Annotated in this window: 23 protein-coding genes; 11 read left to right on the plus strand and 12 right to left on the minus strand. The window is 66.1% G+C overall.

Annotation, left to right across the window (positions count from 1 at the left end; translation table 11 throughout):
* Positions 1-112: 112 nt before the first annotated feature.
* Positions 113-997 carry an alpha/beta fold hydrolase gene (locus ACGFNJ_RS32570; RefSeq protein WP_393456985.1) on the plus strand — a complete coding sequence of 295 codons (885 nt, stop codon included), beginning with the start codon at positions 113-115 and terminating at the stop codon, positions 995-997.
* 187 nt (positions 998-1,184) lie between these two features.
* Here ACGFNJ_RS32570 and ACGFNJ_RS32575 read toward each other — a convergent pair whose 3' ends face one another.
* From ACGFNJ_RS32575 to ACGFNJ_RS32585, 3 genes are all read right to left on the minus strand, one after another.
* Positions 1,185-3,290, minus strand: coding sequence for an acyltransferase family protein (locus ACGFNJ_RS32575; protein ID WP_393456988.1), 2,106 nt, complete (start codon positions 3,288-3,290; stop codon positions 1,185-1,187).
* Between the two features lie 192 nt (positions 3,291-3,482).
* Positions 3,483-4,370, minus strand: a complete 888-nt coding sequence (locus tag ACGFNJ_RS32580) for an alpha/beta hydrolase family protein (protein ID WP_393456991.1) — start codon at positions 4,368-4,370, stop codon at positions 3,483-3,485.
* A gap of 174 nt (positions 4,371-4,544) precedes the next feature.
* Positions 4,545-4,928, minus strand: coding sequence for a hypothetical protein (locus ACGFNJ_RS32585; protein WP_393456994.1), 384 nt, complete (start codon positions 4,926-4,928; stop codon positions 4,545-4,547).
* A 501-nt stretch (positions 4,929-5,429) separates the two neighbouring features.
* On the opposite strand from ACGFNJ_RS32585, the gene ACGFNJ_RS32590 reads away from it, so the two are divergent.
* The 5 genes from ACGFNJ_RS32590 (at position 5,430) to thrS (ending at position 10,424) form a co-directional block, all read left to right on the plus strand.
* Positions 5,430-5,669, plus strand: a complete 240-nt coding sequence (locus ACGFNJ_RS32590; protein ID WP_393456997.1) for a hypothetical protein — start codon at positions 5,430-5,432, stop codon at positions 5,667-5,669.
* A gap of 244 nt (positions 5,670-5,913) precedes the next feature.
* Positions 5,914-6,687 (plus strand): TIGR03084 family metal-binding protein, encoded by a 774-nt coding sequence (locus ACGFNJ_RS32595; protein WP_393456999.1) that lies wholly within the window; start codon positions 5,914-5,916, stop codon positions 6,685-6,687.
* An 86-nt stretch (positions 6,688-6,773) separates the two neighbouring features.
* Positions 6,774-7,289: a hypothetical protein gene (locus ACGFNJ_RS32600; protein ID WP_393457002.1), complete on the plus strand. Its 516-nt coding sequence runs from the start codon at positions 6,774-6,776 to the stop codon at positions 7,287-7,289.
* A 1,387-nt stretch (positions 7,290-8,676) separates the two neighbouring features.
* Complete coding sequence (locus ACGFNJ_RS32605) at positions 8,677-9,030, plus strand: gamma-glutamylcyclotransferase family protein (protein ID WP_393457005.1); 354 nt, start codon at positions 8,677-8,679, stop codon at positions 9,028-9,030.
* 116 nt (positions 9,031-9,146) lie between these two features.
* Positions 9,147-10,424, plus strand: coding sequence for a threonine--tRNA ligase (gene thrS, locus ACGFNJ_RS32610; protein WP_393457008.1), 1,278 nt, complete (start codon positions 9,147-9,149; stop codon positions 10,422-10,424).
* A gap of 45 nt (positions 10,425-10,469) precedes the next feature.
* Here thrS and ACGFNJ_RS32615 read toward each other — a convergent pair whose 3' ends face one another.
* Complete coding sequence (locus ACGFNJ_RS32615; RefSeq protein WP_393457011.1) at positions 10,470-10,805, minus strand: cupin domain-containing protein; 336 nt, start codon at positions 10,803-10,805, stop codon at positions 10,470-10,472.
* A gap of 72 nt (positions 10,806-10,877) precedes the next feature.
* Between ACGFNJ_RS32615 and ACGFNJ_RS32620 the strand changes: the two genes are divergently transcribed.
* Positions 10,878-11,813 (plus strand): GlxA family transcriptional regulator, encoded by a 936-nt coding sequence (locus tag ACGFNJ_RS32620; RefSeq protein ID WP_393457014.1) that lies wholly within the window; start codon positions 10,878-10,880, stop codon positions 11,811-11,813.
* A 247-nt stretch (positions 11,814-12,060) separates the two neighbouring features.
* Positions 12,061-13,482, plus strand: a complete 1,422-nt coding sequence (locus ACGFNJ_RS32625) for a lipase family protein (RefSeq protein WP_393457017.1) — start codon at positions 12,061-12,063, stop codon at positions 13,480-13,482.
* A gap of 38 nt (positions 13,483-13,520) precedes the next feature.
* On the opposite strand, the gene ACGFNJ_RS32630 is transcribed toward ACGFNJ_RS32625, so the two are convergent.
* On the minus strand, positions 13,521-14,120 hold the full coding sequence (locus ACGFNJ_RS32630) for a TetR/AcrR family transcriptional regulator (protein ID WP_393457020.1): 600 nt from the start codon (positions 14,118-14,120) through the stop codon (positions 13,521-13,523).
* Positions 14,121-14,167: 47 nt separating this feature from the next.
* On the opposite strand from ACGFNJ_RS32630, the gene ACGFNJ_RS32635 reads away from it, so the two are divergent.
* Genes ACGFNJ_RS32635 through ACGFNJ_RS32645 form a run of 3 tightly spaced genes read left to right on the plus strand, consistent with a single transcriptional unit; the run spans position 14,168 to position 17,433 of the window.
* Positions 14,168-15,415 carry a YhgE/Pip domain-containing protein gene (locus tag ACGFNJ_RS32635; protein WP_393457023.1) on the plus strand — a complete coding sequence of 416 codons (1,248 nt, stop codon included), beginning with the start codon at positions 14,168-14,170 and terminating at the stop codon, positions 15,413-15,415.
* Positions 15,416-15,427: 12 nt separating this feature from the next.
* Positions 15,428-16,459, plus strand: coding sequence for a zinc-binding dehydrogenase (locus ACGFNJ_RS32640; RefSeq protein WP_393457026.1), 1,032 nt, complete (start codon positions 15,428-15,430; stop codon positions 16,457-16,459).
* 23 nt (positions 16,460-16,482) lie between these two features.
* Positions 16,483-17,433: a zinc-binding alcohol dehydrogenase family protein gene (locus ACGFNJ_RS32645; protein ID WP_393457029.1), complete on the plus strand. Its 951-nt coding sequence runs from the start codon at positions 16,483-16,485 to the stop codon at positions 17,431-17,433.
* Here ACGFNJ_RS32645 and ACGFNJ_RS32650 read toward each other — a convergent pair.
* The 7 genes from ACGFNJ_RS32650 to ACGFNJ_RS32680 all read right to left on the minus strand — a co-directional run bounded on the left by ACGFNJ_RS32650 (position 17,430) and on the right by ACGFNJ_RS32680 (position 23,791).
* Positions 17,430-18,050, minus strand: a complete 621-nt coding sequence (locus ACGFNJ_RS32650) for a hypothetical protein (RefSeq protein WP_393457032.1) — start codon at positions 18,048-18,050, stop codon at positions 17,430-17,432. The two genes, ACGFNJ_RS32645 and ACGFNJ_RS32650, sit on opposite strands and share 4 nt — an antisense overlap.
* A 68-nt stretch (positions 18,051-18,118) precedes the next feature.
* Positions 18,119-18,796 (minus strand): VC0807 family protein, encoded by a 678-nt coding sequence (locus ACGFNJ_RS32655; RefSeq protein ID WP_393457035.1) that lies wholly within the window; start codon positions 18,794-18,796, stop codon positions 18,119-18,121.
* A complete protein-coding gene (locus ACGFNJ_RS32660) occupies positions 18,793-19,422 on the minus strand; it encodes a TetR/AcrR family transcriptional regulator (protein ID WP_393457038.1) in 630 nt (209 codons plus the stop codon). Before ACGFNJ_RS32660 ends, ACGFNJ_RS32655 begins: the two co-directional genes overlap by 4 nt.
* A 101-nt stretch (positions 19,423-19,523) precedes the next feature.
* A complete protein-coding gene (locus ACGFNJ_RS32665; protein ID WP_393457041.1) occupies positions 19,524-20,657 on the minus strand; it encodes a zinc-binding dehydrogenase in 1,134 nt (377 codons plus the stop codon).
* Between the two features lie 157 nt (positions 20,658-20,814).
* On the minus strand, positions 20,815-22,302 hold the full coding sequence (locus tag ACGFNJ_RS32670) for an MFS transporter (protein ID WP_393457044.1): 1,488 nt from the start codon (positions 22,300-22,302) through the stop codon (positions 20,815-20,817).
* The gene (locus tag ACGFNJ_RS32675; protein WP_393457047.1) at positions 22,299-23,018 is read right to left on the minus strand and encodes a tRNA-dependent cyclodipeptide synthase; all 720 of its coding nucleotides are present in this window, start codon (positions 23,016-23,018) and stop codon (positions 22,299-22,301) included. Before ACGFNJ_RS32675 ends, ACGFNJ_RS32670 begins: the two co-directional genes overlap by 4 nt.
* The gene (locus ACGFNJ_RS32680) at positions 23,018-23,791 is read right to left on the minus strand and encodes a 2OG-Fe(II) oxygenase (protein ID WP_393457050.1); all 774 of its coding nucleotides are present in this window, start codon (positions 23,789-23,791) and stop codon (positions 23,018-23,020) included. Before ACGFNJ_RS32680 ends, ACGFNJ_RS32675 begins: the two co-directional genes overlap by 1 nt.
* Positions 23,792-23,857: the final 66 nt, after the last annotated feature.

A 23,857-nucleotide genomic window follows, 5' to 3' on the forward strand; every position in this document is an offset into this window, starting at 1 on the left:
GGTGGTTTACACTCCTCGGCGGGGGACGGCCTACGGTCGGCAGGTTGGGGGCTACGCCAATCCACATGCCTACTCAGCACCACCCCCTTTTCACAGAGCGAACGGGGGAACGATGACCGAACCGGTCCAGCACACTCAAGGCCTCTCGGAATGGGTCACCACTCAGGACGGGCGGCGGCTGCACGCGATGGTGCTACCAATTCCACACCCCGGCAACGAAACAACCGCGCCGACGGTCGTATTCGAAGCAGGCGCAGGGTCGAGCAGGTCATCGTGGGCCAAGGTGCAACCAGAGGTAGCCCGCTGCACGGGAGCGGTCGTCTACGACCGCTCCGGACTCGGCCGCAGCGCACCGGATCCGTCCGGCCGCAGCATGATCCGCATGGCCGACGACCTCAACCAGGTGCTCGACCACTTCGGGCCAGGACCTTTCATTCTGGTCGGCCACAGCGCGGGCGGCCCCATCGTCCGCCTCGCCGCCGCCAGCCAACCCGCCCGGATCGCGGGCCTCGTGCTCGTCGACCCCGTCGACGAAGCCGCGCAGGTCCTGTTCACTTCCCGCTTCCGCCGAGGCGAACGCATCAGGATCGGTGTGGCCACCGTCCTCACCAGGCTCGGGCTGCTCCGGTTCCTGTTCCGCGGGCTGCTGCGGGACGTCCCGCCCGACGTGCGCGACGATCTGAATCGAGAAGGCTTCACCCGCGGGGTCGCGCGCACCATGCGCCAACAGGCACGCACCTTCCTCGACGAACTCGCCACCTGGCGTGTTACCCCACCCGACACCGGGTCCATCCCTGTCACCGTCATCTCCGGCGCCCGCACCGGCGACGGCATGGACGCGGCCACTCGCGCCGAAGCCATTGCCGCGCATGCCCATCGCGCGACCCGATCGCCCGCCGGCCGCCATGTGATCGCCGAGAACTCCGGCCACAGCGTCCCTGCCACCGAGCCGGAACTAATCGCGCGCGAAATCATCAAGATGGCGGAGCTGTCGTAAGGCCCCGAATCGCCTGTGGCGCTGTGGATCATCTTGACATGACAAGAACGTAAATATGATTCATGTTCATGTTAGAGTGAGCGCGGGTACTCGCGAGGGGGTGGTTCCAGCCCGGGGGGAAAGGGGTCGGTGTCGGCGGATCGACGACGCTCCGCCGACGCCGTTCCACTGCGGCAGAAAGACGGGCTCACCACCAGCCGAGAATCGACTGGAGCTGGCGGCCGAGTTCAGGGGCGAGGGAGCGGGAGTAGCTGGCGGTGAGGTGGTGTTCGTCGTGGTAGATCAGGATGTTGCCCTCGGTGATCGGGCAGACCTGAGGTTCACAGACCGCGTTGGTCAGGTCGAGGGGGAAGACGTTCGGAAATGAGGCTGCGGCTTCGATTTCCGGGTTGGTCTGGTCGAGGGCGGCAGCGCGAGGCATCCCGCAGCTGATGCGGTCGCCGCGCTGGGCGAGGCAGTCCGTTCCCCGGTAGCGGACGCCGTCGCGACGCAACCAGGGGGTGTCGCGGATGGCGATCACGTTGAGGTGGCGTTTGGACAGTTGCGTCCACACGTCGAGGTAGTCGGTGGGGGTTTCATCACCGGTGTCGTCGCGGGGGCGGGTGCCGGTGGTGAACACCCAGTCCGGCCGTTCGGCGCCGAGGCGGTCGATCACCTCGGCGGACCAGTCCCGGCAGTCGGGGATGGCCTCGCCCTTGTAGGTCGGTTCGGCGGCGACGGTCAGCGGACAGCCCATCTTCAGGTAGGTGGCGATCCGGAAATGATGTTCGCGCGCAAGCACATCCAGGGCAGGTACCCAGTGTTCGGCATGCGAGCTGCCGACAACGGCGATGGTGCGTTCGGCGTTGGCATCGCCGTAGCCGCAGGTGATGACGTCGCGAGTGTCCCAATCGGCAATGCATCCGTCACGAGTGGGGTATGCCGCGTCGGCCGGGGCTTCCCACAGCGACGGACGCATCGGGGCGTGCGGTCCGCTGACACCACGGACCAGCGCCTCCGCGCCCGGATACACCGCCGGATTCAAATAGCCAACGGGCTGTGGCGGATACACCCGCGTCACGATGTGCGCGCTGAACGCCGCGGTGAGTACGACAGTGCCGAGCGCAAGCACAACGACCCCGGTGCGCCTCCTGGATGTCGCTACGGGACTGTCTGTTTCGGGCGCCTCAGGTCGCAGTCGCAATCGCTCTTCGACGAAGCGATTGGTCAGGTAGGCCAAGGCCAGCGCGAGAAGGATGATCGCGGACCCGCCGACGAATCCGGCAGTCGGCGTGCGCCGTTCGCCGAGATAGAAGATCAGGATCGGCCAATGCCACAGGTAGAGCGCGTAAGCCAGCCCACCCAAGCGCACCATCGGCGCGGAGGCGAGCAGCCGGTTCGGCATCGGATGCGCGTCAGCGTCAATGTTGTTGCCCGCGACTATCAACGCCACCGCGGCGCCGACAGGCAGCAGCGCGGCCGGTCCCGGGAACGCGTTGGCGCCGTCGATCAGCCAACCGCAGGCCGCGATGGCCACGAAACCGAGCGCCGCAAGCACGGCACGGACCACACGTGGCAACGAAATCCACGGCGCCGCAAGGGCTATCAGGCCGCCGACGAGCAACTCCCAAGTCCTGGCGAAGCTGTCGTAATAGTTCCAGCCCTGATGCGTTGCTACGCCGTGCTCGGCGTAGGCGAACGAGGCGACAGTCAGCACGGTCATGGTGACGGCAAGGACCGGCCGCACCGCCGTCGGGGACCCCCACCGTCGACAGCACCACGCCACCAGGGCAACGAGCAGCAGCACCGCCAGATAGAACTGCCCCTGAATCGACATCGACCACAGATGCTGCAGCGGACTCACCGACGGGTCCGCGGCCAAGTAGTCCGACCAGGACAACGCCAGGTGCCAGTTCTGGTAGTACAGCAGCGACGCCAAGGTCTGCGCCGCGATATCGGGCCACTGCGTATACGGCCGCAGCAGCACCGTCGCCACCACAACGGCGGCAAGCACAACCACCATCGCGGGCAACAGCCGCCGCGCGGTCCGTCGCGCGGTGTGCACCACCCCGACGCCCTCCGCGGACTCCGCGCGGCGCAGCAACAACCCAGTGAAGAAGAATCCCGACAGCACAAGGAACACATCGACGCCGCCGGACACCCGACCGAACCAGACGTGGAACACCACGACCAACGCGATCGCGAACCCGCGCAGACCGTCCAGGTCCAGTCGGTAGCCCTTCGCCTTCGGCGGGCGTTGCAGTGGGGTTTTAGGCGCTGCACCCGGCGCGAGTCGCAGCGACCATCGAGTCATCGCCGCCTCGGCGGCGGTGTCGGCACGGAACCACAACGCGGGTTGCCAGCGCTGTCCGCGGGGAAGTCGACCGATGAACAGGACACCATGAATTTATTACCATGCGCCGGGAGCTCATTCCTAACCATCGGCGATAGGTTTACCCAGTCGCCACATCCTCGGCACTGGGCATTCCCGCTAACATCGAGCGCACTACAGCAGCGCGACGTGGTCCAGGATCGTCTGCCGGCTCGCCGCCCACGCCGCCGAGGCGGGGTCGACGAATTCACCGTGGCCGGTGCCGCGCAACACCTGTAGGTCGGCGCCGCCGCCTGCACGGGTGAGCGCCGCGACGTAGCGGCGGCTCTGCTCCAGATCCACGACACGGTCCTGGTCGCCGTGCAGGGCAACGGTGCGGACGCCGATGGGCAGGTGCTCGATCGGCGACGCGGCTTGGTAGCGCTCCGGCACCTCATCGGGCCCGCCGCCGAGCAGCCTGCGCACGAATCCGTCGCGGCCTCTGGTCGCCGCGAGTTCCAGATCCAGGACGGCGGCCATCAGCGTGGCGCTGCGCACCCGAATTTGCGGCAGCGTTTCGACCATGCCCGTCTCCGAGACGAGCCGGCCCGCCGCCCACGCCGCCAGATGGCCGCCCGAGGAGTGTCCGCTCAGGTGCACTCGGCGCAGGTTCAGCCGGTTGGCACAGCGCTGCTGGACAACGGTGGGCAGCGCCGCAACAGCGTCCTCGACGTCGGTGAGGGTGATCGGCCAGCCGCCCGCACCGTTCACCCGCCGGTACTCGATGTTCCATACCGCGACGCCCTCGTCGGCCAATCCCTTCGCGTGCGGCGCGAACTGTGCGAGCGTCCGGTTCTGCGACCAGCCGCCGCCGTGGATCAGCACGACCACCGGATGTGGGCCGGAGCCGTGGGCGGGCAGGTAGAGATCGCCGAAGTTATCCGGATCGGGGCCGTAGGCGATCCGCAACGCGGTGTCGGTGGCCTGCGGCACCGCCGCCGAGCTGGTTCGCACCGGTGTCGCGGCGTCGAGCGCCTTCGAGCCGGCGGTCGACATCGCCGCCATCGCAAGTCCCGCGGTCACCGCGAACCTGCGCCTTCCTAAACCCCCCGCCACGATGGGGTACCTCCGTGCTCGCCGATCACAATTCGTCGACACGGTACCCGACCACGGTGACAACCCCCGGGCGGTCCTCCCCACCCGGGGGTCGGGCTCACGAACCGAGCGGCCGATGAGGCGAATCAGCCGAGCCCGGCATCACACGTTGCGCTCCTCCGCTGTCGACATCACCCGCGCCATAATGATCTGCTCGACGTGCTTCAACCAGTCGTAGCCCTGCATGGTGCCCGAAACCCAGGCTGCCGCAGCGCCGTTGACACGATCGTCGACGGTCGGCGGTGCAGGTTCCTCGGCCGGTTCCGCGATATCGCGGAGGTTTTGCGCGGTACGAAACTTGAGGCCGACGTCGGTCGCCGCTTCCATCTCGACGGAATCGGGCTCGATACGCGTGGTGTCCGGGGTAACGCTCGGTCCGGGCATCAGCGGCAAAGCGAACGGATTAGTGGACTTTCCTGGTGCTGGATTACCCCCACTCGACGTCGGTCCGACTTCCTGCGTGCCATCCCAGTCGACGGCGGCCAAGGCAGTGAGCAACGCAACTGTCGAGACCATTGCCACTCGCGTCGGCACGTCAGGCTTTCGTGATGCACGGTGTTTACCCATCGGCTACTTTCGATAGAATTCCGTTGGATGTGAGAGTTTAAGGCGGGCAAACCAACCCAGCCATCAGTGTTAGTTCCGCTTCACGGGAGTTAAGTCACTGGTCGCGCTTCGATCTGCGCAGCGACAATTCGGGCAATTAGCAGCGCCGAATAGTTTCACGAATACCGCGCACACGTATCCGGAATGTGAACCTTTGGCGCTCGATGACCTCGGGTGTTCGAGTTACTCCTTGTCGCCGTCGCGCTGCGGTGTTAGTTTGAGACACAGAGACGTGATCCGTCTCGCGAGTGGCGATGGCGACACGACCGCGTCGCCGATCACAGACAGCTCCGCAGGCACCCGGTGACGAGCTCCGCGATGTCGCACCGGTGACAGTGCCGCTACCGGTGACCGACAACTGACGTGAGGATCGCTGAAATAATGCACGAACTGTCGTATTCCGCGGGAGTGACGCAGAGTGCTCGAGACCTGATCACCACCGCACCACCCGTCGACCCCGGCGACGTCGAGCTGATCTCCCGATTGATGGACCCCGGCCTGCGCCGCCTCAACAAAGCCACGATCGGCCTCTCGGGAGAAGCTCAGCAGTACCTGGTCGTTTTCGCGGAACGACTGCAGCTCGCCGAAGGCACTCTGCCCGGCACCACTGCCGAAATGTGAAGACCCGCAGCAGATATCGATCCAGGTAGGGTCGCTCGGGTACATCGAATACGCCCTTTGCGACCAGGAAACTCCGGGTTCCACGCGGACGACGACCCATTCCCGCAGCGCAACGTTCGATCCGAAATCGCCTATCTTGCAGGGGCTCTCGGGTCACCTCCGCTGTCGACACGTGCGCACCGGCACGACCGAGGTCTATGTTGGTGGTGATCATGTTCGACCCCTGCGTGAAGGTGATTGCCAGATGGTGAATTACGGACTCGATCTGTCCGCTGTGCAACGTGACCTTGCCCTTCCCGACCTGATGGCGGAAGGAGATGCGCTCGACGCCCTGATATCCGCGCAGGACGACTGGTCCACCAACACACCGGCGGCCGGGTGGACGATTGCCCACCAGATCGCGCACCTTGCGGCCGCCGATGCGAATGTTCTCATCGCCATTCGCACCCCGGAGGCGTTCGACACCGTGGTCAAGCAGGCGGAAGCCGGAGGCAGCCGACACGCTGATCTGGAGGCGGCGGCAGGAGCAGCGCAGCCGCGCGCGGTCCTGCTCGAGCAATGGCGCGCCGGTCGAACCGAGGTGGCGGCCGCACTCCGGGACATCCCACTGGACCAAGAGTTTCCGTGGTTCGATTCGCCGCTGACCGCGGCACTGATGGTCCCGCTCCGGTTGATGGAAACGTGGGCGCACGGGCAGGACATCTACGACACGGTGGGTGTCACGCATCCGCCGACAAGTCGACTCCGCCACATCGCCACCCTAGGCGTCCTCGGAGTGCCGCTGTCCTACTACGCGGCCCAATTGCCCATCCCGACAGACCCGTTCCGTGTCGAACTGACCGCCCCCGACGGCGCGACCTGGGCATGGGGCCCAGCAGCCGCCGAGCAGCAAGTACAAGGCAGCGCCCTCGACTTCTGCCTCCGAGTCACCCAACGCAGGCCCCTCGCCGAGACCGGTTTGACCGCTGCCGGCGCGGACGCACAACAGTGGCTGAAAATCGCCCGCGTCTTCCTCTGAGCGGCCTTATAGATCGACGCCGTACTGATTCGGTCGCCACCCGCGGTCATTGTGGTGGGTCGGGTTGTCCGGAACACTTTGGAACCATGGCAAATTGGAGTGAGTTCAACCGGAGCCGGCCCGACCTGGCTGATGCGGGCCGGGCGTTGCTGTACCAGGTCGGGGTTGGGCTCGGTTTCCTGGCCACCGTTCGCGGTGACGGGGGACCGCGTCTCCACCCCATCTGCCCACTGCTGTTCCCCGAGAACGCCGCCAGGCCAGGAAGTCTCGAGTGGGTCGCATCGGAGGAGTTGTATGCGTTCATCGTGCCGGGACCGAAACAGGTCGACCTGCATCGTGACGGCCGCTACTCCCTGCACTCGTTCCCCTGCGACGACAACGAAGACGCCTTCTACTGCACGGGCCGAGCTCACAACGTCGCTGACGCAGGCATTCGGCAAGTTCTGTCGGATCTGTTTGTCGCCGAACGATCCACGATCGGTGTCCCTGCCCCTGAAGCCAACACCCATCTCTTCCGCCTCAGCCTGGATCGTGTGCTGATCACGCGCACGAACGGCCACGGCGACCACACGCCGCAACACACCGTCTGGCGACCCTCGTAGTTGTCACCGTGCCGAGCTCGGCCATCTGCCGAGCCCAGCACACTGCTAACGAGCCTTGTTCTCCCGCTTGGCCTTACGCTTGGCCCGCGCCATCCGCAGCAGATACAACCGAACATGTCTGCCCTGGCTACGACCACACCCCACTACCCGTTCAATCCACAACCACCCACCGCCATGTCCTGTTCGCTGCGACACACCCGCACGAGTGGTACATGGTGGAGCCGACACGCCGTAAACGCCTCCACCATGTACCACTCGTGAACCGCCATCCACGCGAACGGGACACGGCTGCACCACCTCTCGCGCCGGAACCACGCCTAGCCGGCGAGCCTCGCATCGACGTCAGAGAATTGGTCGCTGACCCGCATTGACGGTAGTCGAATGGTTGCCGAGCGGCGTTGACGGTAGTGAAATGGTTGCTGCGCGCCATTGACGGGAGTCCTATGGTTGCCGCCCGCCCGAAAACGGCCACCATAGGACTCCCGTCAACCTCCCTCGAGATCACTTCCCCGAAAAGATCTTTGAACCGGACCACAGCCAAGCAACCCGGTCTGGAACGAGAGAACCCGCACCTGACAGCGGAGGTCAGCCGGGTACGGCACACGACGCCACCACGCTATCCAGTGCAAACCCCGTAATGTCCTGTGCCTGGAAACCGTTCAACCAGCGGATAAACCACCACCCCAAACGCAACCCGCCCTACGAAAGCCGCACCAACCCCCAAAGCCGCGCCCCCGAAGCCGCGTGCTTCCGAGGCCGCGGCCCCACGGGTCGGGTTGGGTTGTGGTCGTGCCGCTTTGGGTTCGGCGAAGGCAAAGATTTCCCCGACTCCACGGTCTCCTGTGAGTACGGCATCTCGGTGTGTGCACCGGATTAGCGTGGTGGCGTCGCCTGCCGTACCCGGCTGACCTCCGCAGTCGCTCACGCGTTCGCTCGTCCCAGCCGGGTTACTTGGCTGTGCTCCCGTTTCGAGAACTTCAAGATCAAAGACAGAGATTCAAGATCAAAGACTCTCAGCCGCACACTTTCTGTCTTCCCGCACACGATATTGCATGCCAGATCGTGTGCGGGAAGACGAAAGGTGTGCGGCTGCGGAGGTTCGCGATCAGAGACTTCGGATTCGCACTCGTTCTGGGGATTCGCACTCGTTCTGGGCTGCTGGAAAGCGTGCGGATGCACGGAAGGGGTGCGGATTTCGGTATTGGGTGGGGCAGGCCGCGGTTGCCCGCCTCAGGGAGGCCAGCGATCCCGGCATGTGGGATGGCAGAGGTGGTTGGGTGCCGAAGGGGTACTGGTGCAGGTGGCTTCTCGGGCGATGCCTGCACCAGTTTCCCGTGATCAACCGACTAACTCCAGAGCCGGGACTTTGCTCTGGTTGGATGGGGGTGTGGGTGAGATTTTGTTGTTTTCTTATGGGACGTTGCAGCAGGTTGGGGTGCAGCGCACGGTGTTTGGGCGCGAGCTCGGGGGGCGTCCTGATGAGATCGTGGGGTATGAGCTCGGGGAGGTGACGATCACTGATCCCGCGGTGATTGCGGCCAGTGGTAGTGCGATTCATCCGATGTTGCGGCCCACGGAAAGTGGTGTCGGTGTGCCCGGCACTGTGTTCACACTCACCGAGGAGGATCTGGTGGCCGCCGACGATTACGAGGTCGACGACTACACCAGGGTGTTGTTGCCGTTGCGGTCCGGCGCGAAAGCGTGGGTGTACGTGCTGGCCGCCACCGCGCCCAGCGACTGATGGAATTGCGTTTGCCGCGTGCCGTCTGGTGCGCTATATCTTGAGTATGGACATGCAGCGCGCTCAGTTCGCCACGACGCCGGACGACTTCCCGGCGCGCTGAATCCTGTTGATCAATGCCCCGGGCGGACGCCCGGGGCTTTTTTGTGTGGCCGTCCGCCCTCTACTCGGAGGAGACCCACATGTACGACCATCGAAAACTGGGCCGCGAACTCGGCTTGTTCGATACCGACCCGCTGATCGGGGCAGGCTTGCCGTATTGGCTGCCCGACGGGGCGATCGTGCGGCACAGTCTCGCGGAATACATCAGGGCGGTGGAGCGCCGCGCAGGCTATCAGCACGTCTACTCGCCCGTGCTCGCCAAACGCGAACTGTACGAAATATCGGGCCACTGGGCGCATTACGACGATGACATGTACCCGCCGATGGATATCGGCGGCGAACAGGTGGTGCTGCGGCCGAGCCTGTGCCCGCATCATGCGGTGATGTACCGGTCGCGCTCGCACAGCTATCGCGAACTGCCGCTGCGCATGGCAGAGCTGGGCGCGATGTACCGCTCCGAATTGTCCGGCGTCTTAGGCGGTTTGACCCGAGTACGGTGCATCCAGCTCAACGACGCGCACATCTTCTGCACCTTGGACCAGGTTGCCGAGGAGGCCAGTAGTGCATTGGCGCTGATCGCCGCCGCGTACCGAGCAATGGGCATCGACGGAGCACGGTACCGACTGTCGCTACCCGGCGCAGGCGGGAAATACGTTGCCGCACCGGAGATGTGGCAGCAGGCCGGCAAGATTCTCGGCGAAGTGCTCGACCAGGCCGGCGTGGTCTATGAGGCGGTCGAAGGCGAGGCCGCGTTCTACGGCCCGAAGATCGATATCCAGGTAAGCGATCACGCGGGTCGCGAGTCCACCTTGTCCACCGTGCAGGTCGATTTCTATCAACCCGAACAGTTCGACCTGCAGTACATCGGCGCCGACGGCGGCAAGCATCGGCCAGTCATGGTGCACCGCAGCATCATCGGCAGTGTCGAGCGCGCGGTCGCGCACCTGATCGAACTGCACGGCGGCGCCTTCCCGGCCTGGCTCGCCCCGGTGCAGGTCGCCGTGCTGCCGGTGTCCGAGGCCGAGGAACCCGCCGCCCGCGAGCTGCGGGACCGCTGCCTGGATGCGGGGTTGCGCGCACAGGTCGCGGTCGACGGAAGTCTCGGTGCGCGTGTCCGCGACACCCGGCTGGCGCCGTACCAGTTCATTCTCGGCCCGGCCGAGATCGCGAACGGCGAAGTGGCGGTGCGACTCAGGGACGGGCGGCGGCTGCCCGCCCAATCCGCCGACAAGGCGGTGGCAAGTATCCGAGCGCTGGTCGAGGCGCACGAGACCCGTCTTTGGGTCGAGTAGTGGCGGAAATGCCACCGGCGCAACCACTTCCGCGCATCATCTGAACTACCCCTCCGGGTAGAAGAGGAACAACGTGCAGCCGGTCGTGCTCGCGGGCACATGCCACGACCCGGCCGGGGCGTGCAGGAACGTCCCGGCCGGGTAGTCGCGCGCACCGTCGTTGAATGTGCCCGCGACCACGTACACCTCCTCCGGGCCGGGTTCGTGCACGTCACGGCGCGGCCACGAGGTACCGGCGTCCATCTCCAGCACATCGGCGTGCGCACCGGACTCCCCTTTCCACAGCGGACGCAGCCGAATCCCCGGAAAGAGTTCGCGGACAGGCGATTCGACGACAGAAGCGGAGGTGTAGCCCTCCTGCGCAAGGATCTCGGGGTGCATGCCACTCACGTTGCCGCACGCAACTCGTCCCTCGACAGTGTCGAGTAAGACACTATGGGGTACTTTTCTGCCATGCATCGCGTTGTGGCTCTGGTCCGGCCGGTGCAGTCGACGTTCGAGCTCGGCTGCGCCGTCGAGGTGTTCGGCACGCAGCGAGCCGGAGTGCCGCAGCACTACGAATTCGAGGTCTGCACAGAAACACCCGGGCCGGTGCCGACGACCGCCGGATACGCGATGTTCGTGCCGCACGACCTTTCCGCGCTCACATCCGCGGACACCGTGCTCATCCCCGGCTGGTCGCCGGTGGAAGCACCGCTGCCCGCCCCGGTGCACCACGCATTGCTGCAAGCCCACGCCCGCGGCGCACGGCTCGTCACCATCTGCTCGGGCGTGTTCGCGCTTGCCCGCACCGGACTCCTCGACGGGCGTTCCGCGACTACCCACTGGCTACGCGCCGAGCAGCTGCAGCGCGAATTCCCGCACATCCGTGTGCAACCCGACCTGCTCTTCGTCGACCACGGTGACGTCGCGACCAGTGCGGGCGCCGGCGCGGGCATCGACCTGTGCCTCCACCTCGTCCGCGCGGATCACGGCGCCGCGCACGCCGCCCTCATCGCCAGGCACATGGTCATGCCCCCGCACCGCGACGGCGGCCAAGTGCAATACGCACCTCCCCCGCCGCCGACGGACGCACTGGACGGCCTCCTCGAATGGGCGGATGCGCGCCTCGACACCCCGCTGACGGTCACCGACTTGGCCGCCCACCTCAACGTCTCCCCGCGGACCTTGGCCCGCCGCTTCGCCGACGAGCTCGGAACCAGCCCAGGCGCATGGCTTTTGCGCCGTCGCGTAGACGAAGCCCGCACCCTCCTCGAGGAAACAGACCTGCCGGTGGAAACGATCGCCACCCGTGTCGGCCTCACCTCAGCGGTCAACTTGCGCCGCCGCTTCCGAGCCCGAGTAGGCACCACCCCGGGCGCCTACCGCCGCGCCTTCCGAGTCTCGTGACACACGAACCGCCCGGCCACTTACGAGAATCAGCACCGCAGTAGTCGCGAAGGTGGATACGGCGAACACCAGGGCTGCGGCCACCGCCCGACGATGTTCTGCCTGCGCCTCGGGTGCAGCCGTATCGAATCGGCATGTCGAGTGGCCCGCACGGACATTCCTGTAGCTATTCTGAGGCAACTCGCGGCTGGGTGGTGCCGCAACTTCCGATCAATCGTCGCGTGATGTCTTTGCCGAGGAGTTCGCCATGCGTATCGCAGGAACGGAAAGCCTGTTCCGCCGATGGTCGACCGTGCCGATCGCGGCACTCACCGCGGTGGTGCTGATGGCCACGACGGGAAGCGTGGCCGCAGACCCGGACCCGGCTCCGGTTCCCGTGCAGCCCGCGCTCCCCTTCCCGATTCCGCCGTCACCACCAGAACTGGACCCGGCGTTCTACCAACCCGATCCGGCGATCGTGGCCGCGAAGCAGCCCGGCGAAATCATCGCAGCCCGCGAGGTGCACGTGTCCTTGTACTCGGTGTTGCCGTATAACGTTGACTCCTGGCAACTTTCGTTCCGTTCCACCAATACGCGCGGCGAACCCATTGCCGCGGTCACGACCGTCGCCAAGCCGCGCGGCAACAACAACGGCGTCCCGCGCAATCTGCTGTCGTTCCAGTTCGCCCCCGACTCGATGGCCCAGTACTGCTCGCCGTCGTATGTGCTGCAGTTGGCCTCGGTACCGCCGAATATCACCGGCGCGCTGAACATTCCGGCCGAGTTCATCAACGCGGTCACCACCCTCGGTCTCGGCTGGGCGTTGAACATGCCCGACTACGACGCTCCCTACATGGCTTTCGGCGCCGGGCCGCTCAACGCGCGAATCACGTTGGACAGCATCCGCGCCGCGGAGAACTTCGAACTCCTCGGCCTCGAAGGAGCCCGCACCAAGGTCGGCCTGCTCGGCTACTCCGGCGGCGCCATCGCCACCGGTCATACTGCCGAACTGAAGGCCTCCTACGCCCCCGAACTGAACATCGTCGGCTCGGCGATGGGCGGCATCCCAGCGGACCTGGTTCGGATGATCAAATTGGCGAGCAACAATGTCGGCTCCGGGCTACTGCTGTCCGGCATGCTGGCCGCCGCGCGCGAATATCCGGAGCTGGCAGCCTATTACGAGCAACATATGAATGATTTCGGCAAGGCCATGGCCGTGGTGAAAGCCCCGTTCTGTCTGTGGTCCGCCGCCGTGCTGCCGTTCGTGAACCTGCAGGGCCTCTTCGACAGCCCCGATGTGTTCAGCGACCCGGCCCCCGCCGCGGTGTTCGAGAAGCTGCGGATGGGCCACGCGACGCCCGACATGCCGGTCTTCATGTTCAATTCCAACCCGGACTGGATCGTCCCGATCGGCCCGGTCAACGACCTCTACGCCAGCTATTGCAAGGACCCGAAGGCCCGCGTCGAATACATGCGTGACAACTTCAGCGAGCATTTCTCGTTGATGGTCATCGCCTGGGCGAAGGAAACCCAGTGGCTGAAGGATCGTTTCGACGGAGTGCCGGTCGCCGACGGCTGCGTTTTCAACGACGTGGGCACCATGATGCTCGACGAGTCGACCTGGCCGGAATGGCTCCGCAAGGTCGGCACCTTCGCCATGGGCGTCTTCCAGTACCCGATCGGTAACTGACTCAACGTCTTTCGACTGAGCGGCAAACACCCCGCCGCTCAGTCGGCACCCGGCGGTTGAAAACTGATCGCGCTGTCGATCAGCCCCGCGAGTACATCCTCGACGTCATATCCCCCGATCCACGGCGCGGACGATTGCATCCGATTCATCATCGCCATGCCGTGCAGCGCCGCCGACAGCCCCGCGGCGATGACACCCGAATCATCGGTTTCGCCGCCACGACAGCGAGCGAGCGCCCCGGTGAGCACATCCAACGCATCGTGCGCACCGGACGTTGCGCCCGCTCGCAATGTCATCAGCGTGTAGCGCAAGGGATGTCGCTGCGCGAACTCGATGTATGCGAGGCACCCACGCATGAGACGGTCGCGGGGTTCCACCGCCTGGTCCGAATTGGCGACGATGGCGCGAACGATCTCCTCCCAGCTCGTCTCGGTCACCGACTCGAGCACCGCGTCCCGATCGGGAAAGTGCGCGTAGATGGCGGGCGCGGACACGCTGGCCGCCCGCGCGATGCTGCGCAATGTCACCTCGGATTCCAGGTCGACCTCGTCGATCAACGCGATCGTCGCGCGCACGATCTCGTGACGTAGCGCACTCCCCTGCCCTCGGGCGTTGCGTTTGCGTGGTGCCACTGCCATGCTCTCATCTTAACATGCGTAAATAAACAAGTGTAAAGTTGAGGATCATGAAGGTCACCCACCGTTTCGCCCGCCACCCCGGCACCTGGTTACCGCCGCTTGTCGTGATGTTCGTGCTGGCGATCGCACTGCCCGCGGTCTACCTCGGCGGCACGCTCGATCCGGCAGGCAATCTGAAGGACTTCCCGATCGCGATGGTCGTCGAGCCGCAGACCAGCTCGGCGAACAACGCCGCGGACCAGGTCCGCACCGCGGTGGAAGCCGCCGCGAACCACGACGCCATCACCTTCGTCCCGATGACCGTCGACGAGGAAAAGGAGCAGATGGGCAGCGGCAAGATCTTCGGCGCCGTGCGCATCCCCGCCAACTTCAACGCCGAGATCGCCCGCCTGACAACGGATTCGGCCGGACCGCCGGCGCACGCCGTCCTCCACCTCGACACCGCACCGGCATCCGGCGCGCTGAGCTCCGGGCTGTTCACCGGTCAACTCGCGCCCGTTGCCGCAGCGGTGAACGCCCAGTTCGGAAAGACGTTGGCCACCAAGGCAACCACCGTTTCTGCCGCGACCGCACTCGCGTCGCCGTTCACCGTCGCCACCGCCCCGCTGGTGCCGCTTGCCGCGCACACCGGATTGGGCACCAGCGTCTTCTACTACGCCATCGTGCTTGTGCTACTCGGCTTCGTCGGTGCGTCCGCGATGCATCCGATCATCGACTCGGCAATCGGGTTCCTGCCGAGTGAAATGGGCCCGAAGGTGCGCCGCCGCGGCTACACGCACCTGTCCCGGCTGCACACCTTGCTCATCAAATGGTCGGTCATGTTGCTTGCCGCGCCGCTGTGCGCCGCCGGACTCCAATTCGTCGCAGGCACCTTGCTCGACATGCCCATTCCCTCCCCCTTGCAACTGTTTCTGTTCTCGACGACCACCATCGCCGCCGTCGGCATCGGCGCACTGACCGTTTTCGCAATGTTCGGCTCGCTCGGCCCGCTGATCAACATGTTCTTCTTCATCGCCCTCGCCATGATCTCCTCGGCGGGAACGATTCCGCTCGAGGCGACTCCGGCGTTCTTCCGCGCGATCGCGGACATCGAGCCGATGCGCCCGATCGTCACCGGCTTGCGCTCGATCCTCTACTACGACTCCGCACCGCTGTCCGGACTGGAAACGGCCTGGGTCGACGTCGCCATCATCGGCGCGGCCGGTGCACTGATCGGAGCGGTGGCCACCAGCCTCTTCGACCGCGTCCCTGCCTTCACCCGTCACCCCGAACTCGCCGGCAAAGCGCTGGCATAAGGAGAAATCACCATGCGTGCTGCACGTTTCGACTTCGCGTCCAAAACCCTTTCGGTACAAGATGTTCCGACTCCCGAGCCAGGCCCCGGGGAAGTGCTTGTCAAGGTTGTCGCCTGCGGGATCTGCCACTCCGACCTGACGGTGATGAGCGGCGGGGTGCCCACCGGGCACACCGCCATCACGCCGGGGCACGAAATCTCCGGCACCATCGCCGCTTTCGGCGGACCGACACCGGGCTGGGAGATCGGCGACGCCGTGGTCTTGCACGGTGGCCAGCCGTGCGGAACCTGCCGTGCGTGCCAGCATCTGGCCGACACGAATACCTGCCAGAACCTGCAAATCATGGGCGTGCACCGCGACGGCGGGTGGGCCGAGTACGTCGTGGCCCCGATCTCCACCGTGATCGCCGCACCGCGCGGCGTGCCCATGGAGCAGGCCGCGATTCTCGCCGACGCCGTCGCCACACCCTACGGCGCATTGTTCGGCACCGCCGGTCTGCGCCCGGCCGAGTCCGTGGCGGTATGGGGCCTAGGCGGACTCGGCGTGCATACCATGCAACTCGCCAGGCTGGCCGGCGCGGCGCCGATCATCGGACTCGATCCACTACCCGAAGCCCGTTCCCGGGCACTGGATTTCGGCGCCGACCACGTCCTCGATCCCACCGACGCCGATGCCATCCAGCAGCTGCGCGACCTGACCGGCGGCGGCGTCGAGCTGGCGATCGACAACGTCGGCAGCCAGCACACCGTGCCGCAAGCCAACGCCGCACTGCGCACCGGCGGCAGGCTCGTCCTGGTCGGGCTGACCCCCGTCGACCTGAATCTCGGCTCCGAACTGCACTTCTCGATGGCCCGCCACCGGGTCTTCGGCCACCTCGGCTACAGCTACGACAACCTCGCGCAATTGGTCAAGCTCACCGAGCTGCGCAGGCTCGACCTGACCCGATCGGTCAGCGCGGTCCTTCCGCTCGAGGACATCCACGAAGGCGTGCGTCGCCTGGCCGAACACGACGGCAACCCCATCCGCATCGTCATCAAGCCCTAAGCAAACCCTCCAGGAGAAGCCCCATGCGCGCGATTCAAGTTTCCACCCTCGGCGGACCCGAGGTCCTCACTCTCGTCGACGTGTCCGATCCGGTGGCAGGCCCCGGCGAACAGGTCGTGCGGGTGAGCGCCGCAGGCATCAATTACGCCGATACCCACATGACCGAGAACACTTACCTATCCCGCACCACGCTGCCCTTCATTCCCGGCGGCGAAGTCGTAGGCCGCACTGCCGATGGCCGGCGACTGCTCGGACTGGTGCCGGGCGGCGGATACGCCGAGCAGGCCGTGCTCGCCGAGGACAGCGCGGTCGAGGTGCCGGACGCTGTCAGCGACGGTCAAGCCCTCGCCCTTCTCATCCAAGGCCTTTCGGCATGGCACCTGCTGCGCACCAGCGCCAAAATCATCCCCGGCGAATCCGTGGTGATCAACGCGGCCGCAGGCGGCGTCGGCTCGCTGGCGGTCCAGCTCGCCAAGTACTTCGGCGCCGGACGGGTGATCGCCACCGCATCCACCGCGGAGAAGCGGCAGCTCGCCCTCGACCTCGGCGCCGACGTCGCCGTCGACAACGCCCCCGACGGGTATGCCGCCCGCGTCCGCGACGCCAACGACGGCAAGCGGGTCGATATCGTCCTGGACGCCATGAGCGGACCCGTGCTGGACGAGGCTCTCTCCGTCCTGGCGCAGTTCGGACGACTTGTCACCTACGGCATGGCCTCCCGTACACCCGCCACACCGATCCAACCCGGCGACCTGCTCACTCGGAACTTGTCCGTCATCGGGTTCTGGGTCACCCCGGCACTCGCGATGCGCGGCATGTTCGACGAGCCGCTCATCGAGATGCTCAATCTCACTGCGGCAGGCACGCTTCGCCCCATCGTCGGTGGCGCGTATCCACTCGCCGAGGCACGCCGCGCCCACGAAGACATCCTCGCCCGCCGCACCACCGGCAAGCTGATCCTCACACCGAACTAACCCGCGGTCATGGAGATCAGCAGGCGAGAGATTTCTCCATGGAGTCCACGAATCACCTTGTTCTCCGAGTCGAGTTCGCTGACCTGATAGGTCAACTGCCACTCGGATCCTGAGGCAAAGCCGTCGAGTGGATCGTGGAACGAGGGCACGATCGACTCGTCGGCCGAACCCGCCGCGGCGGCAGGCAGAAACATGGTCAACCGGGGCTGTGGGCGGCCCGAGGTCGGCATCACCGTGGACTCGACCACCGGGTCCACCGCCTGCCCCTGCCAGACCGGGCCTGCACTGGATGCGTCGGATTCGGCGCTCTGCGGTGGACCCGGCACGACAATCCAGGTGGTGGTGACCAGCGTGCCCGAGCCGAGCGGCGCGGCATGCCGGACTACCAGCCAACGGTTGAGCACCGGCGTGGCGAGCTCGTCATCGGGCCGCTGGTCGGTGGCAGGCTCCCCCTGCAAGAGGACGCCAGGGTGCAGGGCCGGAAAGGCGTGCGCCTCCACGCCGAGTCGCTGGGGCACCTCGGCGACATCGTCCGCGGCTTTCTGAAAGGTGTTCAGTTCGTTGGCTTCTGCCGTGCTGAGCTGCAAGACCAGCGGTCGCGCTTCAGGAGCGGTCATCGCTTGCCACCTTTCCTCGGATGCATCGAAACCTGCCAGCCAAGTACATCATCCGGCCGCCGTTCGGATCAGACTTTGAGACCGTGTCTGGTGACGTAGAAGTTCTGGAAGGCGATGAGAGCGGCGAGCACGACCAGCCATTGCACGGTGCTCACCAGCGGGATCGCATCGATCGGCAAGGTGTAGGCAAGCAGGATACGGATCACCGCATCCACCACGAAAGCCGTGCCCCACACCGCGGTCAGCAGCCTGAGATGGACACGGAACCGGGAGTCGTTGTCCCAGCGGGCATCCCATTGCCGATAGCCCTCCTCGCCAATCTTGACGGTGACGATCGCCCGAGCGGCAATCCGCATGAATGGTCGCTGGGTCAGCAAGGTGGCCAGCACCCACAACCCGAGAACGCCGAAAATCCAACTGTCCCGCACCATCAGGGTGCGAGGATCGCCGGTCACGACCGTCATCACCGTGCCGACGACGATGAGGCTGAGCGTGAACAGCGCCATCGCGTCGACGCGGCGCTGCCGTACCACGCGATAGGCGAGAATCCCCGCGATCAGCAGGCCGGGCGCGATCAATGCCAGCCATGGATTCACCCCCGCCGCACGCAAGGCGTAGTAACCGCCTAGTGGGAGTATCACTTCCAGAATGAGCTGCATCAGGAGGTGTCGGCGGAGTGCCGCGCGTTTCTGCTGCGGGGTGCGGTCGGCTGCGGTTGCCTGCCGACTCGTGTCAGTCGTGCTCACGATTGCCTCCGGGTGGCGTGATCAAAAAGGTCGGCCAGCTCGCGTGCACACGCGGCGGTATCGAAGTCGGGGTCGACGGCCGCGCGGGCGATGGCGGCGTCGAGGGCGCCGCGCATGGCGAGCACCAGGATGGCGGGATCGAAGTCGCGAAATGCCCCGGCTCGCTGCGCTTCCCGGATCCGTTCCTCCTGGATCTGCGCGAACTCGGAAAGGTGGTCCGCCAGGCCGAATTTCTCCCGGTCGTCCGGGTGCGCGTTGGCGAGGATGCTCGACAGCGCACGCAGATGGCCGGGGTACTCGTCGAGCAGCGCCAAGTTGGCGACGATGTTCAGCCGAAGCCGGGCGGCGTAGTCGGTCTCGCCGTCGAGCTTGGCGCTCACGAATTCCAATGCCACGCGCATGATTTCGGCAACGACCTCACGGATCAGATCGTCCTTGCCGCGAAAGTGGTAGGAGATCATGCCCGTGCTGCTCAGCCCGGCCCGTTCGGCGATCTTCGCGAACGAGGCGTTCGCATAGCCACGCTCGGCGACCACCTCGATGGCGGCGTTCACGATCTGCGCGCGCCGCGCGGTCTCAGTGAACGTGCGGCTTTCTTGCTTGCCCGCACTGTTTCTTGCTTGCATGAGCAAAACCATAGACCGGTTTGCTTACCTGAGCAAGAGCTTTGCCGCCGAGCGCGGCCCGCCAGGCTGTGACCTGCCCGTTCCCGCTGACGCCGGATCGGTCAGTCGGTCTCGGATATGCCCGCGCCGGCAAGCACTGCCTTCATCACGCTGCCCGCAGCGACCGCGGCCATGGCGTCCACACATTGGGCAAGCGGGAAGACCGAGACAAGGCTCGCCAGATCGAAACGGTTGGTCAATGTCGGTAGGAGGCGGACGTATTCGACGAGATGGGCACCGGTGAAGGCCCAGGAGCCGAGGACATCCAGCTGCTGGCGGACGATGTGGTGCGGATTGATCGAGGTGGGGCCCGCGTCGGTGTACTGGCCGATGATCAGGAGTGCGCCGCCGCGGCGGGCGAGCGTGATGCCCTGCTGCACCGCGGCAGGGACGCCGGTGCACTCGATGACCAGGTCGGCACCGCGGCCCCCGGTGAGTTGCCCGACCTGGTCCAGGACGGCGGATTGGTCTGCGGCGCCGATGATGTCGAGGTGCGCATCGCCGATGCCGCAGGATTTGGCGATGTCTAGGCGGTGCGCCGGACCGCCGACAACAATCACCTGGGCGGCGCCCGCGAGTTGCGCGAACGCGGCCGCGGCGAGGCCGACCGGTCCGCTGCCCTGCACAATCACGGTCTCCCCCAGGCGAACCGGGCGGCGTTCGTAGAGCGCATGAATCAAGGTCGGGCCTGCGCAGGCCAGCGACATCGCCGCCAGATCGGTCACCGAATCGGCGAGCCGCACCACGGTCGTACCCGGCTGCAGCAGGATGTGATCGGCCCAGGCGCCGGACAACGGCTCGTCGGCGATTGACCGGTTCACGCCGTAGGTCTGACGCGCCTCGCACAGGGTCGGTTCGCGATATTGACGGCAGGACACGCACACACCGCAGGCGATCGAGGACGCCCACATCACCCGGTCGCCCGGCTGCAAGGGCGCGCCGAGCGCATCAGCGACGACCCCGGGGCCGAGCTCCCGGATGACCCCTAAACCCTCGTGCCCCAACACTATTGGCACCGGAATCGGCAGATGCCCCTGCTGCAGATGCAGGTCCGTGCCGCAGATCCCGCCGTAGGAGCAGGCGACGATGAGCTGTCCAGGGCCAGGACGCGGAATATCGAACTCCCGCAGCACCGGAGGCGCACCGATGCTCTCCAGCACCGCGGCCCGCGCCCGCCTCGCATCGTCGATTCGCATCACATCCGCCTCCCGCTGAGCGTCGAGGCCCGCCGGGCATACCGCGGGCCCGACTCGAGACTACGCGGATGTCGTTGGCGTTCAGCGCCGCACAAGCCGACGGCGACCCCGCAAGTACCAGCTATTGCCACGGCATCCTGCGGGGTCGCGCCGCGACCTAGACGTTGCCTACTTCGACCGGAGCGGGCTCGGCCTTGTCTGTCACCGCCGGCTCGGCCTTGTCTGTCACCGCCGGCTCGGCCTTGTCTGTCACCCCCGGCACCGGTGCAGCCGTGCGCCGACCGCGTGTCAGCACCAGCACGACGATCAGCGCGACCAGGCTGGTGCTCGCGATGATCGCCGCCACGTTTCCGGTCGCGTCGCCGACCGCGTCGGCGATGTCGAGCTGCGTGTGCCCGAAGACGACCGTGGCCAGCGCCGCACCAATCGCGCCGCCCAGGTTGTGGAACGTCCACGACGCACCGACCGCGAACCCGGACCGTGCCGGGTCCACGCTCGAAATCGCCAGCACCGTCGCGGGACCGAGCACCAAGGCCCAGCCCGCTCCGAACAGGACGAGCGCGACAACGAGCACCGCCGGCTGGTCGCCGAATGCGGCCCAAGCGATTCCGGCTCCGGCGAGGGACAACAGCCCGAATCCCCACGGCAGCAGAGAGTGTGCGCCCACGCGGTCGACGAACCGGCCCGCGACCGGCGACGACAGCGCGAGGGTGCCGCTGACGAGCAACAGCAGGAATCCCGCGGACCGCACATCGAACCCGCGCCCCTCGGTGAGATAGGTCGGAATCACCAGCAGCGCAGCGGCATAGAACAAGCCCAACCCGAAGTCCGAGACGATCGCCGCGACGAATCGGCGGTGCCCGAACAAGGCGGGATCGATCAACGGGTTCGTCGCCCGCCGCTCCACGACGATCCCGATCGCGACCGCCGCGACGAACACCACCGCGGCGACGACCACCGCGGGCGAGACCCACCCTTCCAGATCACCGAGCACGAAGATGCCGACCGCGGAGACCACGGCGAAGGCGACGAGAACCTGTCCGGCCCAGTCTGTTCCGCCGCCGCTGTCCGGCGCGATGTGGGGCACCGCGTACGCGATCGCCGCCAGCGCCGCGATCCCGAGCGGCAGGTTGATCCAGAAGATCGCCTGCCACCCGAAACTCGGCACCAGCAGGCCGCCGAGGACCGGGCCGATGGCGAGGCCGAGCCCGTTCACCGAGTACAACCAACCGATCGCCTTGCCTCGATCCCCTTCGGGGAACAGCGATTCCACCAACGTCGAGGTGCTCGTGTACAGCACGGCACAGGCAGCGCCCTGGACGAACCTGGCGGCGATCAGCGCGCCGATGTTCCACGACAGGGCCGCGCCCACCGACGCCACCACGAACAGCGCGAGACCGAACAGCAGCACGCGCCGCCTGCCGAGGCGATCGGCGATCCGGCCCGCGGTGACCATGAACATCGACAGCGCCATCAGGAAAACGCCGAGGGTGAGCTCGGTATTCGACGGCCCAGCATGCAGGTCGTCGCCGATGGCAGGCAGCGCGGTGGTGACGATCGTCAGGTCGATGCACCCGAGAAACGAGGCCACCGCCAGCCCGGTGAAGCCGATCAACCGCCGTTGGGTGGGGATCGCTATGGTCATTCCACTCCCGTCGTTGTGTTCGATGCCGACTTTCGCTTCTTGAAACGCAAGGGCAGCCAGGCGACTCGCTCCGGATGCTCCGGCTCGACGAACAGTTCGCGCGTGCGGCCCATCGCTGCGGATATCCGCTGCGGGTAGATCACATAGTCGAATCCCTCATGCGCCCACAGCGGCATGATGATCGGGCATTCCTCCAAAAGGTAAGCACGGCACGATGTCCGGACCGCGTCCTGATCAACGTCGGGTTCCCGGGACACTCGTCGTTCGATGAATCGGTCGATGGTGCTGTCGATGGCGCGCCGGTAGGGCTCGTCGGTCTCGTAAGCCTGCTCGACCGCGTCGTAGAGGTCACCGTAGCGAGGATGGGACAGTGCGAAGTCCCATCGCAAAACGTTGGTGGGGCAGTCGATCTGGTCCAGATAGCCGATGTTGCGGACCAGCCATTCGTCGCCGGCGATCCTGGCCCGCGCATGCCGGTCGACATCGCTTCCGCCACTGAGGTTGTGCCGCTGCAGGGTGTCCGCGACGGCGATCGCGCATCGACCGAAGTTCGAGCGATTGATCAAATCGATGGTCGCGGCGAGCTTTTCGCCCTCGTGGTACTCGGCGCCGACGCTGACAAGCAGGACCGTCGAGCGGCCTTCGGTCGTGATGCCGTCCGACCGTAGGTCGTATGCCGCCTTGTGGGACGCCGAGAGCAGCGTGGTCGTCGTCATCAGCTCCACACCTTCAGCGAGTCGGCCGGATCACTGACACCGATGAACAATCCGATGGTGATGCGGGGACGGTCCTGCGAGGGCGCGACGGCATGGACACGGCGCGGGTCGATGAAGATCGCGTCCCCGACCCGCGGCGCGATCACCAGCGCCGGGTCGCCGACGGTGGCGCGGTCGATCCCGTACACGCGTTCACCGGAGCGATTCCGATACTCTCCCTCGTCGGGGTAGTCGTCCCAGATCTGTAATTCCCCGCCGCGGTCCGGCACGTCCAGGTAGACGTTGACCGACAGCTGCCGCGTAATGCGAATACCGAAGTCCTCCGGCAGGTTTCGGCTGACATTGTCGGTGTGCGGCTCGAGATCGACACCGGCGAGCTGGTAGCGCGCGACACCGGCGAAGAACGCCTGCCCGTCGCGCCGCAGCAAACTCGCCCCGGACGGCCAGATCTCGTCGAGCAGCAGTCGCAGGTCGTCCGCCGGATACGAATAGGGCGAGGCGATCTCGCGCAGGCGCTCGATATTGTCGCGCGCCTCGTCGAAGTACTGCCCGCGGCCCGCGTCGCTGCTCGTCTCGGAAAATGCGTGGCCGATGCGCCGGAACTGCGGATCGGTGGCCAGTGGGCCGTGATCCTGCCTGCCGACGAACGCCTTTCGTAAGTGATCGAGCGCGTCGGGCCGGACGAATCCGCCGAGCCGCACCGCGTGCACCGCCCCGTTCAGCAGCGCGGTCAGCGATTCGTGATCGAATCCCTGCCTGGTGGTGTCCAACACGCGGTCTCCGAGAGATGGCGTGGCCGTAGCCATGTCGTTCCCCTCTGGTTGTCGCTCGATGGACCG

Origin of the sequence: Nocardia sp. NPDC049149 (assembly GCF_043197455.1) — a bacterium.
GTDB lineage: Bacteria > Actinomycetota > Actinomycetes > Mycobacteriales > Mycobacteriaceae > Nocardia.

Excerpts from the sequence above, each read along its gene's own strand:
- ACGFNJ_RS32615 (WP_393457011.1), bottom strand. The coding sequence starts at position 10,805 with ATGCACCCCGAGATCCTTGCGCAGGAGGGCTACACCTCCGCTTCTGTC.
- ACGFNJ_RS32590 (WP_393456997.1), top strand. The coding sequence starts at position 5,430 with ATGCACGAACTGTCGTATTCCGCGGGAGTGACGCAGAGTGCTCGAGAC.
- ACGFNJ_RS32575 (WP_393456988.1), bottom strand. The coding sequence starts at position 3,290 with ATGACTCGATGGTCGCTGCGACTCGCGCCGGGTGCAGCGCCTAAAACC.
- ACGFNJ_RS32665 (WP_393457041.1), bottom strand. The coding sequence starts at position 20,657 with ATGCGAATCGACGATGCGAGGCGGGCGCGGGCCGCGGTGCTGGAGAGC.
- ACGFNJ_RS32645 (WP_393457029.1), top strand. The coding sequence starts at position 16,483 with ATGCGCGCGATTCAAGTTTCCACCCTCGGCGGACCCGAGGTCCTCACT.
- ACGFNJ_RS32620 (WP_393457014.1), top strand. The coding sequence starts at position 10,878 with ATGCATCGCGTTGTGGCTCTGGTCCGGCCGGTGCAGTCGACGTTCGAG.
- ACGFNJ_RS32570 (WP_393456985.1), top strand. The coding sequence starts at position 113 with ATGACCGAACCGGTCCAGCACACTCAAGGCCTCTCGGAATGGGTCACC.
- ACGFNJ_RS32595 (WP_393456999.1), top strand. The coding sequence starts at position 5,914 with ATGGTGAATTACGGACTCGATCTGTCCGCTGTGCAACGTGACCTTGCC.
- thrS (WP_393457008.1), top strand. The coding sequence starts at position 9,147 with ATGCCCCGGGCGGACGCCCGGGGCTTTTTTGTGTGGCCGTCCGCCCTC.
- ACGFNJ_RS32625 (WP_393457017.1), top strand. The coding sequence starts at position 12,061 with ATGCGTATCGCAGGAACGGAAAGCCTGTTCCGCCGATGGTCGACCGTG.
- ACGFNJ_RS32675 (WP_393457047.1), bottom strand. The coding sequence starts at position 23,018 with ATGACGACGACCACGCTGCTCTCGGCGTCCCACAAGGCGGCATACGAC.
- ACGFNJ_RS32670 (WP_393457044.1), bottom strand. The coding sequence starts at position 22,302 with ATGACCATAGCGATCCCCACCCAACGGCGGTTGATCGGCTTCACCGGG.
- ACGFNJ_RS32660 (WP_393457038.1), bottom strand. The coding sequence starts at position 19,422 with ATGCAAGCAAGAAACAGTGCGGGCAAGCAAGAAAGCCGCACGTTCACT.
- ACGFNJ_RS32640 (WP_393457026.1), top strand. The coding sequence starts at position 15,428 with ATGCGTGCTGCACGTTTCGACTTCGCGTCCAAAACCCTTTCGGTACAA.
- ACGFNJ_RS32630 (WP_393457020.1), bottom strand. The coding sequence starts at position 14,120 with ATGGCAGTGGCACCACGCAAACGCAACGCCCGAGGGCAGGGGAGTGCG.
- ACGFNJ_RS32635 (WP_393457023.1), top strand. The coding sequence starts at position 14,168 with ATGAAGGTCACCCACCGTTTCGCCCGCCACCCCGGCACCTGGTTACCG.
- ACGFNJ_RS32650 (WP_393457032.1), bottom strand. The coding sequence starts at position 18,050 with ATGACCGCTCCTGAAGCGCGACCGCTGGTCTTGCAGCTCAGCACGGCA.
- ACGFNJ_RS32600 (WP_393457002.1), top strand. The coding sequence starts at position 6,774 with ATGGCAAATTGGAGTGAGTTCAACCGGAGCCGGCCCGACCTGGCTGAT.